Origin of the sequence: Dactylosporangium sp. CS-033363, assembly GCF_050942475.1 — a bacterium.
GTDB lineage: Bacteria > Actinomycetota > Actinomycetes > Mycobacteriales > Micromonosporaceae > Dactylosporangium.
Genome location: NZ_CP192032.1, coordinates 7,199,907 through 7,215,577, shown reverse-complemented (window position 1 = coordinate 7,215,577; position 15,671 = coordinate 7,199,907). Strand labels below are relative to the sequence as shown.

The following is a 15,671-nucleotide window of genomic DNA, read 5'->3' as shown; positions in this document are numbered from 1 at the left end:
AAAGGCCCGGCTTGTGGCTCCTGCCCATCCTGCTGGCCGCCGGTGGCTGCGGGGTGCCCACCGACCGCGACCCGCGCCCGATCGAGCCGTCGGTGACCATCGGCTCCTACGAGGGCCCGATGGCCAACCCCTCGCCGGGCGCGTTCCTCGAGCGGCTGTACCTCGTCCGCGACAACCAGCTCGTGCCCGTCGACCGGCGCGTCTCCGCCCTGCCCTCGCCCCAGCGGCACCTGGAGGACCTGGTCACCGGGCCGACGCCGCAGGAGCGCGCGGCGGACCTGGACAGCGCGCTCGCCGGCACCTCGTACATCACCGGCGTGCAGGTGCACAACGGCACCGCGGTCGTCGGGCTGGCCGTCGACAACCCGATCCGCAACGACGAGACCCTCGCGTACGGCCAGATCGTGTGCACCCTCGCCGCCCGCGCCGACGTCGTCGGGGTCCGCTTCGCGCAGGACGGGCGCATGATCGAGGTGCCGCGCGGCGACGGGGCGCTGACCAGCGACCTGCTCACCGACGCCGACTACCGGAGCCTCATCGCACCCTGACGTCCCGGTCCACCACGATGCTGAACCCGTCGAGGCTGCGGATCAGCTCGGCCAGCTGCGCGAAGTCGACGGGCTTGCGGAAATAGAACTCCGCCGGTACCCCGAACTCGCGCAGCATCCGCTCCTCCAGCGGCGAGCTGGTGAGTACCGCGACCGTCAGCCCGGACAGGTCCGGATTGCCGTGCACCCGGTCGAGCACCACCCGGCCGTCGACCCCCGGCAGGTTCAGGTCCAGCAGCAGGATGTCCGGCCGCGGGGCGTGCGCGTGCCGGCCGCGGCGCTCGAGGTACTCGATCGCCTCGATCCCGTCGCCGAGCACGGTCAGCGGATTGCGCAGCCGGTGTTCGCGAAACTCGTCGATGGTGTACGCCACGTCGCCGGGATCGTCCTCGACGAGCAGGATGTGCGCGAGGTCCATGGGCTCCTCTTTATTGCAACAGTGCAATAATCGCGATCACCATAGTGCACGTGCGCTTCCCGGATCCACTCCGCGCGCCGGGCAGGACCGGTCCCCACCAGCGCGCCGTCCATGCAACGATTGCGCCGTGACAACGACCGAACCGATCGTCGAGGCGCTGCTGTCGGTGAGCCGGGCCATGGTCGCGCTCGCCGCCCGCAACCTCGCGACGCTCGGGGCGGACGTGACCCTGCCGCAGTACCGCACGCTGGTCCTGCTCGCCGGCGGCGGCCCCCAGCGCAGCGCGGTGCTGGCTCGCGAGCTGGGCGTGGCCCCGTCGACGCTGACCCGGATGTGCGACCGCCTCGTGCGCAAGTCGCTCGTGCACCGCTTCCACCGGCACAACGACCGCCGCTCGATCTGGCTCGGTCTCACCCCGGCCGGCCGCGACCTGGTCGGCGTCGTCATGGAGGCGCGCCGGCGCGAGCTGGAGGCGATCGTGCGGGCCGCGGGCCTCTCGGGGGACGCGCACGACCTGGGCGTGCTGCACGCGTTCGTGCGCGCCTCGGGCGAGCTGCCGGACCGCGAGTGGTGGACCAACTGGGAGGTCTCGGCCGACCCGGTCGAGGGCGCCCAGGCGATGCGCGGCGCCCTGGCCTGACCAAACCGCATCAGCGCGTCTTGCCGGCTGTCTTCGGCCGCGGTACCCCGTCCACCGCGACGCACAGCCCGTAGACCCGCGCGTGGTTCGTCCACCCGTTGACCCGGCCGTGGTTGTTGCTGATCTGCACCCGGCCCTTGACGTGGTCGACGGCGGAGACGAGGTGCACGTACACGGTGCCGGCCACCTTCGCCAGCACGATGTCGCCGGGCTCGACCCGCGCGGGCTCGGCGGGCGCGACGGTGACCAGGGCGCGGCTGCGGATGAGCGGCGTCATCGAGTTGCCGGTGGGGCGGAACTCCACCGTGGCGCCGGCGGCCACCCGGGTGGCCATGAGATCGAGCATCCCCATCGTGCCTTCAGGCTGCCGCGTTGTGGCCTTGCCCGCGACGCATTTATCGGTTGGCGGGCGCCTTCGTCCGGCGGCGCTCGCTATCGCGCGGCGGGCTCCGGCTCGGGCTCGGGCTCCGGCTTCTGTTCCGGCGCGGGCTCGGTCTCGGCGGGCGCCTCGGTCACGGCGGGCGCCTCGGTGACGGCGGGCGCCTCGGTCACGGCGGGCGCCTTGGTCCGGCGGCGCAGCAGCAGGTACGTCAGCCCGCCCGCGACGAGTCCCCAGAACGCCGAGCCGATGCCGAGGATGGTCGCGCCGGAGGCGGTGACCACGAACGTGACGACCGCCGCCTCGCGCCCCTCCGCCTCGGTCACCGCGGAGGCGAGCGACGACCCGAGCGCCGGCAGCAGCGCCAGCCCGGCCACGGCGACGACCAGGATCGGCGGCGACAGCAGGACGAGCGCCATGGCGAGCGCGGCGCCGAGGCCGAGCGCGAGCTGCCCGCTGCCGAGGGCCACCGTCGCGATCCAGCGCCGCCGCGGGTCGGGGTGGGTGTCGGGCCCGGCGGTGAGGGCGGCGGTGATCGCGGCCAGGTTGACCGCGTGCCCGCCGAACGGGGCGGCGAGCGCGCTGGCCACGCCGGTGGCGACGAGGATCGGGCGGAGCGGCGGCGCGTACCCGTACGTGGCCATGACCGCCATCCCCGGCACGTTCTGCGCGGCCATGGTGACCAGGAACAACGGGATCGCGATGCTCACGACCACGGACAGGTTCAGGGTGGGGACGGTCAGCACGGGATCGGGCCGCAGCCCGGCGCCGGCGAGCGAGCCGCCCGCGCCGTGCACCGCGATCGCCGCCACGGCCGCGACGAGGGCGCCCGGCACCGCCCACTGCCGCGCGAAGCGGAACAGCACGGCCCACGTCAGCACGACCGGGGCGGCGAGCAGGGGCAGGTCGACCATCGCGCGTACCGGCGCGGTGCACAGGCTGAGGATGACCCCGGCCAGCATGGCGCCGGCGATCGGCCGCGGAATGGCGGCGATGGCCCGGCCGAGCCACGGCAGCAGCCCCGCGAGGACCATGAGCGCCGCGCTGACCAGGAACGCCCCGACGGCCGCCGGCCAGCCCCCGGGCACCGTGCCGGTCGCGGCGAGCAGGGCCGCGCCGGGAGTCGACCAGGCGATCGAGATCGGCATCTTGTACCGCAACCCGAGCGCGATCGCCGTCACGCCGATCGCCACGCAGACCGCTAGCAGTCCCGAGGCCGCCTGGGCGGGACTCGCCCCGACGGCGCGGAGGCCGGCCAGTACGACGGTGAACGAGCTGGCGTACCCGACGAGCGCACTCACCAGCCCGGCGAGCACCGCCGGCAGCGCCTGTCGCATCGCTGTTCCCCCTGTCTCGGTTGGTGCCTCGGTCCGTCCCTCGGTGGTGCGCCCGGCTCACGCCCGTGTGCCGTCGCCCGTCGCCCGTCGCCCGTCGCCCGTCGCCCGTCGCCCGTCGCCCGTGCGTGTGCCGTGCGCCCGTGCGCCCGTCGCCCGTGCGTGTGCCGTGCGTGTCGCCCGAGCGCCCGTCGCTCCTGCGTGTGCCGTGCGCTCGTCGCCCGTGCGCCCCGTGGGCCCGTCGCCCGTGTGTGCCGTGCGTGTGTCACCCGTGCGTGCGTGTGTCGTGCGTGCGTGCTGTGCATGCGTGTGCCGTGTGCGTGCGTGCGTGCGTGTGTCGTGCGTGCGTGTGTCGTGCGTGCGTGCCGTGCATGCGTGTGCCGTGCGCGTGCGTGCGTGCGTGCGTGCGTGCGTGTGCGTGCGTGTGCGTGCGTGTGCGTGCGTGTGCGTGCGTGCGTGTGCGTGCGTGTGCGTGGGTGGTGCCGTGCGTGGGTGTGCCGTGCGTGTGCGTGGGTGGTGCCGTGCGTGGGTGCCGTGCGTGCGTGCGTGTGCCGTGGGCGCGTCGGTTGCTCGGTGTGGCCGGTCGGGTGGATCGTTCCGTAAACGGAACGCAACAATAGCCACATGGGCGCGCGCGGGACAAGCCGGTCTCCGGGGGATGTGGCGGTGGGGGAGCGGCTGCGCTCGATGCGGGAGGCGCGCGGGCTCTCGCTGTCGGCGCTCGCGAGGGCGGCCGGGATCGGCAAGGCGACGCTGTCGGGGCTGGAGCACGGGACGCGCAACCCGACCCTGGAGACGTTGTACGCGGTGGCGGGGGCACTGGGGGTACCGCTGACGGCTCTGGTCCTGAATCCCGGCGACCCTCCGGCGCTGGCGGCGGACGTGCGCGGGGCGGCCGTGACCGCGACGCTCCTGGAGGTGTTCGAGGAGCCGGGCGCCACGTTCGAGCTGTTCTGGATGCGCGTGCGGCCGGGCGTGATCCAGCATTCACCGGCGCACGCGACCGGCGTGAGTGAGCACATCACGGTGTACGGCGGGATGCTCCGCGCCGGCCCCGAGGACGCTCCCCTCGCGGCGGGGGCGGGGGAGCACGTGTCGTTCCGGGCCGACGTCCCGCATCGCTACGAGGCGACCGGCCCGGACGAGGTGGTGGCGAACCTGCTGATCCGCTCGCCGCGCTGATTCACGCCGCCGGCAGTGCCCACGGGCCGGGGCCGTCGGGGCCGGTGAGCGCCGCGAGGACCGAGCGCAGCTCCGGCGGCTCGAACCGGTCCGGCAGCCGCAGAGCGCCGGTGAGCACGTCGAGGGCGTCCGGCTCGTACCACGCGTGCCCGTGCAGGTTGTCCTGCTCGTCCGGCATCAGCCCGGTCCGCACCAGCTCCGGCCGCTCCTGCGCGAAGCGGGCCAGGAAGAATTGCTCCGGCCCGACGATGCGCCGGCCGTTCCACGTCATGTCCCGCTCGACCTGCACGAACCGGTCGGCCACCACCGCGTCGCCGGACAGTCCGGTCTCCTCCCCGAGCTCCCGCCGCGCCGTCTGCAGCGGCGTCTCACCCGGGTCGATGCCCCCGCCGGGCGGCTCCCACACCGACGAGCCGTCGAAGGGATCCTTCCAATGCAGCAGCAGTACCCGTTGTGCCCCGTCCAGGCACACAATGCGCACGGCCGGCCGGCGGCGCGGCTCTTCGGTATCCACGCAGGGGACTCTATCGTTTGATCGAGTAGGCTTCCGGCAAGTGACGCTGTTGCTGAAGTTGTCGCTCGCGCCGCTGCTGGTGGTCGCGTCCTCGCTCGCCGGACGGCGCTGGGGCGCCCAGGTTTCCGGCGTACTCGTCGCCCTGCCGATCGTCGCCGGCCCGATCCTGCTCATCACCTGCCTCGACCACGGCCCGTCCTTCGGCGCCCGCGCGGCGGGGTCCGCGCTGCTCGGGCTGATCTCGCTCGCCCTGTTCGTCGCCGTGTTCGGCCGCGCGGCCCGGCGGTTGCGGTGGCCCTCGGCGCTCGGGTTGGCGTGGGCGGCGTGCCTGGCGGCGGACGTGGTGCTGGCCCGGCTCACGGTGCCGCCGCTGCTGGCCGCGCCGCTCGTGCTCGCCTCGGCCTGGCTGGCCGCCCGCGCCCTCCCGCCACCGGAGCACGCACCGGCCGGAGCGTCGCCTGATCTCGCGTCGGCCGGCGCGTCGCCTGATGTCGCGGTGGCTGGAGCAACGCGTGATGTCGTGGTGGCTGGAGCGTCGCCTGATGTCGCGGTGGCTGGAGCAACGCGTGATGTCGTGGTGGCTGGAGCGTCGCCTGATGTCGCGGTGGCCGGTGCGTCGCCTGATGTCGCGGTGGCCGGAGCAACGCCTGATCTCGCGTCGGCCGGCGCGTCGCCTGATGTCGCGGTGGCCGGAGCAACGCCTGATGTCGCGGTGGCCGGCGCGTCGCCTGATGTCGCGGTGGCCGAGTCGTCGTCGGCGCCTGCGGTGTCGCGCGAACCCTCGCCGGCGCTGGTGTCCGCCGCGATCGACGGCACGTCCGGGTCCGCCGGGGCGGTGGCGGTGGCGGATGGTTCGGCGGCCGAGTCCGCGGTGCCGGTGGTGCGGCGGCCGCCGTGGTGGGACCTGCCGGCGCGGGCCGTCGCGACCGCCGTGCTCGTGCTGACCGTGACCGGGGCCGCCGAGGCGATCGGCCCGGCCGCGACCGGCGTGCTGGCGCCGTTCCCGATCGCGACGAGCGTGGTGGCCGCGTTCGCGCTCGCCCGCGACGGCGCCGGCGGGGCGGTGCGGATGCTGCGGGGCGTGCCGGGCGGCCTCGTGGGGTTCACGGTGTTCTGCCTCGCGGTGGCGCTGCTGGTCGAGAGGGCCGGCACGTACGCGGCGTTCGGGCTGGCCCTCGCCATCACGCTCGCGGTGCAGGCGGCGGCGCTCGTCCTCGCCGCGAGGAGGCGCCCGGCGACCGCTTGACCTGCCGAGGTCACCTCAAACCGGCCGTGGCGCGGTCGCGCGGTGCGGCGTGGGTGGTGGCAGCCGCCGGCTGGGTGGCGGCTGTCAGGCGTGGGCGGGGGCGGGTTGCCGCAAACCGAGCATTTGCCGCGTTTCCCGTCATATCCTGTGCCCAGCGCGGGTGATCAAGGGCGGGTGATCGGATGCAGGATCAGCTCATCTTCGGCGTGGGTCGGCTGTTGTGCGCGGTGCCGCTGGCGGCGGTGGTGGAGACGGTGCGGCCGTTGCCGGTGGAGCCGGTGGCCGGGGGCGGGGCCGGGCTGCTCGGGGTGGCGGTGATCCGGGGTGCGGCGGTGCCGGTGGTCGACACCGCGGCGCTGGTCGGGGACCCCGGGGCCGAGCCCAGCCGGTTCGTGACCGTGGACACGCCCGGGGGTACCGTTGCGCTCGCCACCGGGCCTGTCGTCGGGGTGCGGTCGATTCATCGGTCCGCGGCGCAGCCGTCGCCGGTGGCCGGATCGCTCGTCGAGGCGGTCGGGGTGCTCGACGGGCGGCCGTTGCTGTTCCTGAGTCCCGAGACCGCGCTGCTGCATGTCGAGGCGGTGCCGCGTGCCGCCGCGTGAGACCGGTGGGGACCGGCCGCCCCGCGACTGGCGCAACGCGATGCCGTCCGGCGAGCGACGAGGGCCGGGGCGCAACGCGGTGCCGGACCGCGACACAAGAGACCGCGACACAAGAGACCGCGACACAAGAGACCGCGACGCGCGAGACCGCGACGCGCGAGACCGCGACGCGCGAGACCGCGACGCGCGAGACCGCGGCGGGCGGGAGCCGGAGCGGCGCGAGTCGGTGGTGCGGCTGCGGCACCTGCTCGCCGAGCGGCTCGGGATGGCGTTCGACGAGAAGAAGGACGGGCTGCTCGGCGAGATCCTGCAGCAGCGCGCCACGCAGCACGGGCTCACCGATCGCGGGTACCTCGACCGGCTCACCACGGCCTGGAGTGCCGAGCTCGCGGCGCTCGCCGAGGCGCTGACGGTCAACGAGACGTACTTCTTCCGCAACGCCGAGCAGTTCCGGGCGCTCGCCGAGGTGGCGCTGCCCGCGCGGATGAGGGCCGGCCAGGAGCGGCGGCGGCTCGAGCTGCTGTCCGTCGGGTGCTCCACCGGCGAGGAGGCCTACAGCCTCGCCATCGTCGCGGCCGCGCGGGTGCCCGAGAGCTGGCAGACCTCGATCGTCGGGCTGGACGTGAACCGGGGGGCGCTGCGCAAGGCGATGGGCGGGCACTACTCGCTCTGGTCGCTGCGCGAGACGCCGGAGAGCGTGCGGCAGAAGTGGTTCAGGCCCGCCGGGGACGGGGTCGAGATCGACTCGCGGCTGCGCGGGCGGGTGCGGTTCGTGGAGCACAACGTGGCGCGGGACGATCCGGTGGTGTTCGCGCCCGGGCAGTACGACATCGTGTTCTGCCGGAATCTGCTCATGTATCTGACGCCCGACACGGCGCGGACGGTGGTCGAGCGGATCACCAGGAGCCTGGCGCCGGGCGGGTACCTCTTCCTCGGCCACACCGACACGCTCGGGCTGCGGCCGGAGGGGCTCACCGTGCACCACTCGCACGAGACGTTCTACTACGAGCGGGCGGAGCGGGCCCGGCCGGCGCCCGAGCCCGCCCCGGTGCCCCGGACGCGGCCGCGGGAACGGGCCTACGCCCTGCTGCGGCTGGAGCGGTTCGGCGACGCGCTGGAGGTGCTCGACGCGATCGCCGGGGCCGAGGCCGACCGGCCCGAGACCTGGCTGATGCGCGGGTGCCTGCTCGCGGCGCTCGGGGACACCGGGCGGGCCGCGGACCTGGGCCGGCGGATGCTGGAGCGCGACGCGCTGTTCGCCGACGCCCATCAGCTGCTCGGCGACTGCCACGAGGGCGACGAGCGGCACGACGAGGCGCAGCGCGAGCATCGCCTCGCCGCGCAGCTCGACGCGGGGTTCGCGATCCCGCGGCTGCGGCTGGGGTTGCTCGCCCGGCGCTTCGGGGACCGGCGGACGGCGGAGCAGGAGCTGGATCAGGCGGTACACCTGCTGCGGTCGGAAACCGAGGAACGCATCGCGCTGTTCGGCGGCGGCTTCGGGCGCGGGGCGCTGATCGCGCTGTGCCGGGCCGAACTGGCGGCGGTGTCGTGACCACCGCGGCGCCGCCGGACGCCGGAAAAAAGGACGTCGTGACCACCGCGGCGCCGCCGGACGCCGGGAAAAAGGACGTCGTGACCACCGCGGCGCCGCCGGACGCCGGGAAAAAGGACGTCGTGACCACCGCGGCGCCGCCGGACGCCGGGAAAAAGGACGTCGTGACCACCGCGGCGCCGCCGGACGCCGAGCCACAAGACGCGAGAAAAGACCGGGGGCGCCTGGAGAAGCGGCTCGCCGAGCTGCGCGACGAGTTCGACCGGTCGTTCGCCGACCCGCCCCGCAGCGCCGTCGCCGGGCACGACGACCTGCTCGCGATCCGGGCCGGCGGCGTGCGGTACGCCCTGCGCCTCACCCAGGCCGCCGGTCTCTTCCCCGACCGGCCGGTGACCCGGCTGCCCGGCCCGCTCGGCGCGCTGCTCGGGGTGGCGGGCTTCCGCGGCGCCATCGTGCCGGTGTACGACCTGGCGGCGGTGCTCGGTACCGCAGCGATGGCCGTGGGCGGGGAGGACGGCGCGCGGTGGCTGGTGCTCGCGGCCGGCCAGCCCGCCGTCGCGCTCGCCTTCGCGGGGCTCGACGGGCACCTGCGCGTCCCCAGCGACGCGCTGATCGAGGAGGCCGACGGGCACGGGCCGCACGGATGCCTGCGCGGGATCGTCCCGCTGCCCGACGGCGCCCGGCCCATCGTCGACGTGCCCGCGGTGCGCGCGGCGGTGCGGGCGTCGGTGGAGGCCGTGACGGGATCCGGTGCGGAGCGATAGGGCGGGACATGGCACGAGATTGGACGTACGGGCAGCGGCTCGGACTGGGCTTCGCCGTCACCGCGGCGCTGACGCTGATCACCGGCGTGGTGACCGTCTGGGCGCTGGGCACCGTGGCGACGGCCAAGGACCAGGTCATCGACGTCGGCGTCAAGGGTCTCGCGGCCGCGCAGGAGCTGCGGGTCGCGGTGGAGGCCAAGAGCAGCGCCGGGCGGGCGTACCTGCTGACCGGGGACTCGCGCTACGCCCAGCAGATCACCGCCGCCCGCACCCAGTTCACGGCCGCGGCCGGGCGGGTGCGCGAGGTGCTCAACACCGCCGAGGAGCGTGCGCTGCTCGACCAGGCGGTGGCCGGCGAGCAGCGCCACCAGGAGGTGCTGCAGGAGGTGATCGGCAAGCGCGTCCAGCAGGGGGCGGACCTCGAGCAGATCTCGGCGGCGTTCGAGACCACGGTCGTCCCGCAGCGCGACAGCCTCGACCGGCAGATCACCGCACTCACCACCCTGCTCGACAGCGACCTGCGCGCGGCCCAGCAAGCCGCCTCGAACCGCGCCGCCGTCTCCATCGCCGTGGTGATCGGCCTCGCCGTGCTCTCCGTCGGCTTCGGCGTCGTGTCGGGGCTGCTGCTGGCCCGGGCCCTCAAGCGCCACGTGGCCGGCACCGTGGGGCACATCCGCAGCTCCTCCGCCCAGCTGGAGGCCTCGGCCGGCCAGCAGGCGACCGGCGCCCGGGAGCAGGCGACCGCGATGAGCGAGATCACCACGACGATCGAGGAGCTGCTGATCACCTCCCGGCAGATCTCCGAGGGCGCGCAGCGGGTGGCGAAGATCGCCGAGGAGACCGCGACCGCGGCCGGCTCCGGCGACTCCACGATCGAGGAGGCCCGCGCGTCGATCGCCGCCATCCGCCGCCAGGTCGACCTGATCGTGCAGCACATGCTGGAGCTCGGGCAGCGCTCGCAGCAGATCGGCGGGGTCGTGGACCTCGTGTCGGAGCTGGCCGAGCAGACGAACATCCTGGCCATCAACGCGACCATCGAGGCGTCGGGGGCGGGGGAGTGGGGCCGCCGGTTCGCCGTGGTGGCGGACGAGATCCGCAAGCTTGCCGACCGTACCGCCGGATCCGCCAAGGAGATCCGCGCGCTCATCGACGACGTGCGCGGCGCGGTCAACACCACGGTGATGGCGACCGAGACCGGGGCCAAGGCGGTCGACGCCGGGGCCCGCCAGTTCGACGCCGTCACGGCCTCGTTCCAGCAGATCGCCGACCTGGTGGCGACCACCACCGAGTCGGCCCGGGAGATCGAGCTGTCGACGAAGCAGCAGACGACGGCCGTGGAGCAGGTCAACGTGGCGGTCACCGACACCGCGCGGGTGACGCAGGAGAGCGAGTCGAGCGCGGTGCAGACCCGCCAGACCGCCGAGCATCTGACGGGCCTGTCGACCACGCTGCTGCGCCTGGTGTCGGCGGACAACGGCGCATGACCGGCGAGAAGGATCCGCTGCGGTACTTCCGGATCGAGGCCCGCGAGCTCGTCGACCACCTGGGGCAGGGGGTGCTCGACCTGCAGGGCGGGGCCGGGACGGAGCCGGTGGCGCGGCTGCTGCGGCACGCGCACACGCTCAAGGGCGCGGCGCGGGTGGTGCGGCAGTCCGGCCTCGCCGACGCCGCCCACGCGCTCGAAGAGCTGCTCATGCCGTATCGGGACGCGGAGCCGCCCGCCGCGATCATGGGGGATCTCCTGCGGATCACGGACGCCATGGCGGCGATGGTCGTGCAGCTGGAACAACCGGACATTCCCGAGATATCCGAGAAGGAACCCGAACGCGCGACGACGAACGACGTCGACGATCTCCTCGAGGCCGTCGACGAGGCCCACGCCCGCTTCGCCCCGCTGCGCGCCCACACCGAGGCCCTCGACAAGGCGCGCCGAGCCGCCGAGACCCTCGCCGAGCAGCTGCGCGGCGAGCGCTCCGCACCCGCCGCGGGCGCCCTGTCGGCCGAGCTCACCACGCTCGGGCGCCGCCTCACCGAGACCGTCGAGCAGGTCGCCCGCGAGCTCGACGACATCCGCGGCCGGGCCGAGCGGCTGCGGCTGGTGCCGGCGGCCACGGTGCTCTCGACGCTGCACCGGGCCGTGTACGACGTGGCCAGTACCGAGGGCAAGCAGGTGCAGTTCGACAGCCAGGGCGGCGACCTGCGCCTCGACCCGCACGTGCTCGCGCAGGCCGGCAACGCGCTGCTGCACGTCGTGCGCAACGCGGTCAGCCACGGCGTGGAGCCCGAGGCCGAGCGGGTCGCGGCCGGCAAGGCGGCGCAGGGCCGGGTCAGCGTCGACGTGCGCCGCCGGGGCCGGTTCGCCGCCTTCCGCTGCCGCGACGACGGGCGGGGGTTCGACCTGGACGCGGTACGCCGCCAGGCCGAGCGCCGCGGGCTCGTCCCGCCCGGCGCCGAGGCCGACGTGCGGGAGCTGATGCGGCTGCTCATGCAGGGCGGCATCTCCACGTCGGAGCGGGTCACCGGCGTCTCCGGGCGGGGCATCGGGCTCGACGCGGTGCGCGACGTCGCCGAGCGCCTCGGCGGGGACGTGTCGGTGCACACCGAGCCCGGCCGCGGCACCACCGTCGAGCTCGTCGTCCCGCTCGCCCTCGTCTCGCTGTCCGGCCTCGTCGTGCAGGCCGGCGGGATGCTCGCCGCGCTGCCCCTGGACGCCGTGCACACCTGCGTGCTGCTGGCCGCCGTCGAGGCCGCGGCCGCCGTGGAGGCGGGCGCCCTGGCCCACGACGGCAGGGTGCTGACCTACCTGCCCCTTTCCCGGGTACTGCCGGCAGGCGCCCCGAACGGCAACGCCACCGCGGGCGCGGTCGCGGTGGTGCTCGCGTCCGGCGACGACGTCTTCGCGGTCGGCGCCGACCGGCTGCTGGGCACCAGCACGCTCGTCGTGCGGCCGCTGCCCGAGCTGGCCCCGGCCGCGCCCGTCGTCGGCGGGGTCTCGATCGACGCGGAGGGCAACCCGCGGATCGTGCTCGATCCCGCGGGCCTGGCCACGGCGGCCGCGACGGCCGGCGGCTCGCAGATCTTCGCCGAGCCCGAGGAGGTCGCGGCAAGCGAGCTCCCCCCGATCCTGGTCGTCGACGACTCGCTCACCACCCGGATGCTGGAGCGGTCGATCCTGGAGTCCGCCGGGTACCGCGTGGAGCTCGCCGCCTCCGCCGAGGAGGGCCTGGAGCGGGCCCGCCGGCGGCCCTACGCGCTGTTCCTGGTCGACATCGACATGCCGGGCCTGGACGGGTTCGCGTTCGTCGAGATGACCCGGGCCGACCCGCAGACCGCCCGCACCCCCGCGATCCTGGTCAGCTCGCGCGCCTCGGCCGAGGACCGCCGCCGCGGGGCCGACGCCGGGGCCGCCGCCTACATGGTCAAGAGCGCCTTCGACCAGGAGGAGCTGCTCGCGCGCATCCGCGAGCTGGCGGGAGCCCCGGCATGATCAGGGTGCTCGTCGTCGAGGATTCCGCGACGGTACGGGGCTGCCTGCGCGAGGCCCTCACGCCCGCCGAGGGATTCGAGATCGTGGGCGAGGCGACCGACGGCGCGCAGGCGGTCGAGCTCTGCCGGCGGCTGCGGCCCGACGTCATCACGATGGACGTCATGCTCCCGGTGATGACCGGGCTGGTCGCCACCGAGCAGATCATGGCCGTCGCGCCCACGCCGATCCTGGTCGTCTGCTCGGCCGACCGGCGCGAGCTGTTCACCACGTACGACGCGCTCGCGGCCGGGGCCGTCGACGTGCTGGAGAAGCCGCGCGGTGACGCGGGCGACGCGACCTGGGGCCGGCGGCTGCGCACCGCGGTCAAGGTGGTCTCCCGCATCCGCGTGGTCACCAAGCGGCTGCCCGGCCCGCCGCCCCCGCCGGTGCGCGCCGTCCTGCCCGCGCCGGCCGCGATCCGGGCGATCGCCATCGGCGCCTCGACCGGCGGCCCGGGCGCCATCGTGCGGCTGCTGCGGGCGCTGCCGGCCGGGTTCGCGATCCCCGTCCTGTACGTGCAGCACCTGTCGGCCAACGAGTCGTTCGCCCAGGCGTACACCGGGTGGCTGGCGGAGCAGACCGGGCAGATCGTGCGGTACGCGCGCGGCGGTGAGGCCCTCGGCACGCTCGGCGGCCGGGTCACGATGGCCCCGCCGGACCTGCACCTGCTCGTCCGGGACGGGCACCTGCACCTGAGCTCGGCCCCGCCCCGGCACTCGTGCCGCCCCTCCGTCGACACGCTCTTCGAGTCGCTCGCCGCCGACCTGCGCGGCGCCGCGGCCGGGTGCCTGCTCACCGGGATGGGCCGCGACGGCGCCGAGGGGCTGCTCGCGCTGCGCCGGGCCGGGGGGCTGACGTTCGCGCAGGACGCCGCGAGCAGCGTGGTGTACGGGATGCCGAAGGAGGCGGTCGCGCTCGGCGGGGCGGCCGAGAGCCTGCCGCCGGAGCAGATCGGCGCGCGGCTGGCGGCGCTGGGCTCGGTCGCTTCGTCCGGCGGTTCCGCCGCGGAGAGGGGGCCGGCGTGGCGAACAACGTCCTGATCGTCGACGACAGCCTCACCGTGCGGATGGACCTGCACGAGGCGTTCGAGGACGGCGGCTTCCGCACCGTGCTGTGCTCGGGACTCGGCGAGGCCGACGCGGCGATCGCGCACGAGCGGTTCGACGTGGCGGTGCTCGACGTACGCCTGCCGGACGGCGACGGCGTGGACCTCCTGCGCCGGCTGCGCGCCGACCCCCGCCACGGCGACGCGGTCGTGCTGCTGCTGTCGACCGAGGCCGAGGTGCACGAGCGCCTGCGCGGCCTGCGCACCGGCGCCGACGACTACGTGGGCAAGCCGTACGACGCCGCGGTCGTCGTGGCCCGCGCCCGCGACCTGCTGCGCTCCGCCCCGGAGGCGCAGGACCGCAGCCTGGTGCTCGTCATCGACGACAGCCGCACGTTCCGCGAGGTCCTGCGCCAGCGGCTGGAGGGCGCCGGCTACGACGTCGCGGTCGCCGTCAGCGGCGAGGAGGGCCTGCGGGTCGCCGGCGTCCGCCCGCCCGACGCGATCATCGTCGACGGCGTGCTGCCCGGCATCGACGGCGCCACCGTCATCCGCCGCGTCCGCCTCGACGCCGCCCTGCGCAACGTGCCCTGCCTGCTGCTGACCGCCTCCGACGACTACAGCACCGAACTGCAGATCCTGGAGGCGGGCGCGGACGGCTTCGTGCGCAAGCAGGAGGATCTGGCGGTCGTCATCGCCAAGCTCGCGGCGGTACTGCGAAAAAGCGCTGCCACCCTCCCGCTCCCCGACGCCGGCGCCGCCCGCCCGCCGCGCGTCCTGCTCGTCGACGCGGACTCGAGCTACCTCGAGTCGATGACCGCCCTGCTGCACGAGGACGGCTTCGAGGCGGTGCTGGCCCGCTGCGCCGACGACGCCCTGGCCATGCTCGCCGTGCAGCCGGCCGACTGTACCGTCATCGACCTGCACCTGCCCGGCATCGACGGCCGCGACCTGTGCGACCGCATCCGCGCCGTCCCCGGCCTGCGCGACATGCCGGTCATCATCGCCGGCGAGGACGACGTGCTCCTGGAGTGCCTGGCGGCGGGCGCCGACGACTACGTCCACCGCTCCGACGGCCTCAGCACCCTGCGCGCCCACATCCGCACCCACCTGCGCCGGCAGAACCTCCACGAGCAGAACCGCCGCATCCGCGACGAACTCGTCCGCCGCGAGATGGAGGCGGCCGAGGAACGAGCCGCCCGCCGCTTCGCCGAGGCCCGCGCCGAACTGGTCGAGGAACTCGAGTGGCGCAACCGCGAGCTGGAGGCCTTCAGCGGCTCGGTCTCCCACGACCTGCGCTCACCGCTGCAGACGATCCTGAGCTACAGCGAGCTCCTGGCCGAGGACGCCCCGCCGGAGACCGCCGAACACCTGACCCGCATCCACAGCGCCGCGACCCGCATGAACGCCCTGATCGAGTCCCTGCTGCAACTGGCGCGGGCGAACCGGGGGCAGATCGAGCGGCGTACCGTCGACCTGTCCGCCCTGGCCGAGGACGTCATCGACGAACTCCGCCTGCGCGACCCCGACCGCAAGGTCCGCGTCACGATCACCGCCGGCATGACGGCGGCGTGCGACGGGGATCTGGTGCGCGCGGTGTACACGAACCTCGTCGGCAACGCGTGGAAGTTCACCTCGCGCACGCTGGACCCGGCCATCGACATCGGCTGCTCGGACGACGCCTTCTTCGTGCGCGACAACGGGGCTGGGTTCCCTGCTGAGCGGGCGGAGGAGCTGTTCCGGCCGTTCGGGCGGTTGCACGACGCCTCGGAGTACCCGGGCACGGGCATCGGCCTGACCACGGTCCAGCGCATCGTCGACCGCCACGGCGGCCGGGTCTGGGCCACGAGCGAACCCGGCCGCGGCGCCACGTTCTCGTTCACCCTGAACTGAGCTGAGTTCCCCAAGAGCGGTGGGGGAG

15 protein-coding genes are annotated in these 15,671 nt (G+C 74.7%); 11 read left to right on the top strand and 4 right to left on the bottom strand.

The annotated features are described in order from the left end of the window. Positions 1 to 11 precede the first annotated feature (11 nt). Positions 12 to 548 carry a GerMN domain-containing protein gene (locus tag ACQPZ4_RS33345; protein WP_433044484.1) on the top strand — a complete coding sequence of 179 codons (537 nt, stop codon included), beginning with the start codon at positions 12 to 14 and terminating at the stop codon, positions 546 to 548. Here the strand turns inward: ACQPZ4_RS33345 and ACQPZ4_RS33340 are convergent. After that, positions 535 to 966: a response regulator gene (locus ACQPZ4_RS33340; RefSeq protein WP_433044481.1), complete on the bottom strand. Its 432-nt coding sequence runs from the start codon at positions 964 to 966 to the stop codon at positions 535 to 537. The genes ACQPZ4_RS33345 and ACQPZ4_RS33340 overlap by 14 nt on opposite strands. 127 nt (positions 967 to 1,093) lie before the next feature. On the opposite strand from ACQPZ4_RS33340, the gene ACQPZ4_RS33335 reads away from it, so the two are divergent. Then, positions 1,094 to 1,606 (top strand): MarR family winged helix-turn-helix transcriptional regulator, encoded by a 513-nt coding sequence (locus tag ACQPZ4_RS33335; protein WP_433044478.1) that lies wholly within the window; start codon positions 1,094 to 1,096, stop codon positions 1,604 to 1,606. A gap of 10 nt (positions 1,607 to 1,616) precedes the next feature. Here the strand turns inward: ACQPZ4_RS33335 and ACQPZ4_RS33330 are convergent, their stop codons facing one another. After that, on the bottom strand, positions 1,617 to 1,958 hold the full coding sequence (locus ACQPZ4_RS33330; RefSeq protein ID WP_433044475.1) for a S24 family peptidase: 342 nt from the start codon (positions 1,956 to 1,958) through the stop codon (positions 1,617 to 1,619). Between the two features lie 80 nt (positions 1,959 to 2,038). Next, on the bottom strand, positions 2,039 to 3,322 hold the full coding sequence (locus ACQPZ4_RS33325; protein WP_433044473.1) for a benzoate/H(+) symporter BenE family transporter: 1,284 nt from the start codon (positions 3,320 to 3,322) through the stop codon (positions 2,039 to 2,041). 663 nt (positions 3,323 to 3,985) lie between these two features. On the opposite strand from ACQPZ4_RS33325, the gene ACQPZ4_RS33320 reads away from it, so the two are divergent. Beyond that, the gene (locus ACQPZ4_RS33320) at positions 3,986 to 4,501 is read left to right on the top strand and encodes a helix-turn-helix domain-containing protein (protein WP_433044471.1); all 516 of its coding nucleotides are present in this window, start codon (positions 3,986 to 3,988) and stop codon (positions 4,499 to 4,501) included. Position 4,502: 1 nt separating this feature from the next. Here ACQPZ4_RS33320 and ACQPZ4_RS33315 read toward each other — a convergent pair whose 3' ends face one another. Next, positions 4,503 to 5,015 (bottom strand): NUDIX hydrolase, encoded by a 513-nt coding sequence (locus ACQPZ4_RS33315; RefSeq protein WP_433044468.1) that lies wholly within the window; start codon positions 5,013 to 5,015, stop codon positions 4,503 to 4,505. A gap of 40 nt (positions 5,016 to 5,055) precedes the next feature. Between ACQPZ4_RS33315 and ACQPZ4_RS33310 the strand changes: the two genes are divergently transcribed. From ACQPZ4_RS33310 to ACQPZ4_RS33275, 8 genes are all read left to right on the top strand, one after another. Beyond that, positions 5,056 to 6,261 (top strand): hypothetical protein, encoded by a 1,206-nt coding sequence (locus tag ACQPZ4_RS33310; RefSeq protein WP_433044465.1) that lies wholly within the window; start codon positions 5,056 to 5,058, stop codon positions 6,259 to 6,261. A 182-nt stretch (positions 6,262 to 6,443) separates the two neighbouring features. After that, positions 6,444 to 6,863 (top strand): chemotaxis protein CheW, encoded by a 420-nt coding sequence (locus ACQPZ4_RS33305; RefSeq protein WP_433044462.1) that lies wholly within the window; start codon positions 6,444 to 6,446, stop codon positions 6,861 to 6,863. Continuing rightward, the gene (locus ACQPZ4_RS33300; RefSeq protein ID WP_433044459.1) at positions 6,850 to 8,415 is read left to right on the top strand and encodes a CheR family methyltransferase; all 1,566 of its coding nucleotides are present in this window, start codon (positions 6,850 to 6,852) and stop codon (positions 8,413 to 8,415) included. Before ACQPZ4_RS33305 ends, ACQPZ4_RS33300 begins: the two co-directional genes overlap by 14 nt. A 38-nt stretch (positions 8,416 to 8,453) precedes the next feature. Beyond that, complete coding sequence (locus ACQPZ4_RS33295; RefSeq protein WP_433044456.1) at positions 8,454 to 9,179, top strand: chemotaxis protein CheW; 726 nt, start codon at positions 8,454 to 8,456, stop codon at positions 9,177 to 9,179. Between the two features lie 8 nt (positions 9,180 to 9,187). Beyond that, complete coding sequence (locus ACQPZ4_RS33290; RefSeq protein ID WP_433044453.1) at positions 9,188 to 10,663, top strand: methyl-accepting chemotaxis protein; 1,476 nt, start codon at positions 9,188 to 9,190, stop codon at positions 10,661 to 10,663. Continuing rightward, entirely contained in the window at positions 10,660 to 12,666 is a 2,007-nt protein-coding gene (locus ACQPZ4_RS33285; RefSeq protein ID WP_433044450.1) for a hybrid sensor histidine kinase/response regulator, read from the top strand. Before ACQPZ4_RS33290 ends, ACQPZ4_RS33285 begins: the two co-directional genes overlap by 4 nt. Beyond that, positions 12,663 to 13,745 carry a chemotaxis protein CheB gene (locus tag ACQPZ4_RS33280; protein ID WP_433044447.1) on the top strand — a complete coding sequence of 361 codons (1,083 nt, stop codon included), beginning with the start codon at positions 12,663 to 12,665 and terminating at the stop codon, positions 13,743 to 13,745. The genes ACQPZ4_RS33285 and ACQPZ4_RS33280 overlap by 4 nt, the downstream gene beginning before the upstream one ends. Beyond that, positions 13,727 to 15,643, top strand: a complete 1,917-nt coding sequence (locus ACQPZ4_RS33275; protein WP_433044444.1) for a response regulator — start codon at positions 13,727 to 13,729, stop codon at positions 15,641 to 15,643. The genes ACQPZ4_RS33280 and ACQPZ4_RS33275 overlap by 19 nt, the downstream gene beginning before the upstream one ends. Positions 15,644 to 15,671: the final 28 nt, after the last annotated feature.

Excerpts from the sequence above, each read along its gene's own strand:
- ACQPZ4_RS33340 (WP_433044481.1), bottom strand. The coding sequence starts at position 966 with ATGGACCTCGCGCACATCCTGCTCGTCGAGGACGATCCCGGCGACGTG.
- ACQPZ4_RS33330 (WP_433044475.1), bottom strand. The coding sequence starts at position 1,958 with ATGGGGATGCTCGATCTCATGGCCACCCGGGTGGCCGCCGGCGCCACG.
- ACQPZ4_RS33325 (WP_433044473.1), bottom strand. The coding sequence starts at position 3,322 with ATGCGACAGGCGCTGCCGGCGGTGCTCGCCGGGCTGGTGAGTGCGCTC.
- ACQPZ4_RS33305 (WP_433044462.1), top strand. The coding sequence starts at position 6,444 with ATGCAGGATCAGCTCATCTTCGGCGTGGGTCGGCTGTTGTGCGCGGTG.
- ACQPZ4_RS33290 (WP_433044453.1), top strand. The coding sequence starts at position 9,188 with ATGGCACGAGATTGGACGTACGGGCAGCGGCTCGGACTGGGCTTCGCC.
- ACQPZ4_RS33285 (WP_433044450.1), top strand. The coding sequence starts at position 10,660 with ATGACCGGCGAGAAGGATCCGCTGCGGTACTTCCGGATCGAGGCCCGC.
- ACQPZ4_RS33280 (WP_433044447.1), top strand. The coding sequence starts at position 12,663 with ATGATCAGGGTGCTCGTCGTCGAGGATTCCGCGACGGTACGGGGCTGC.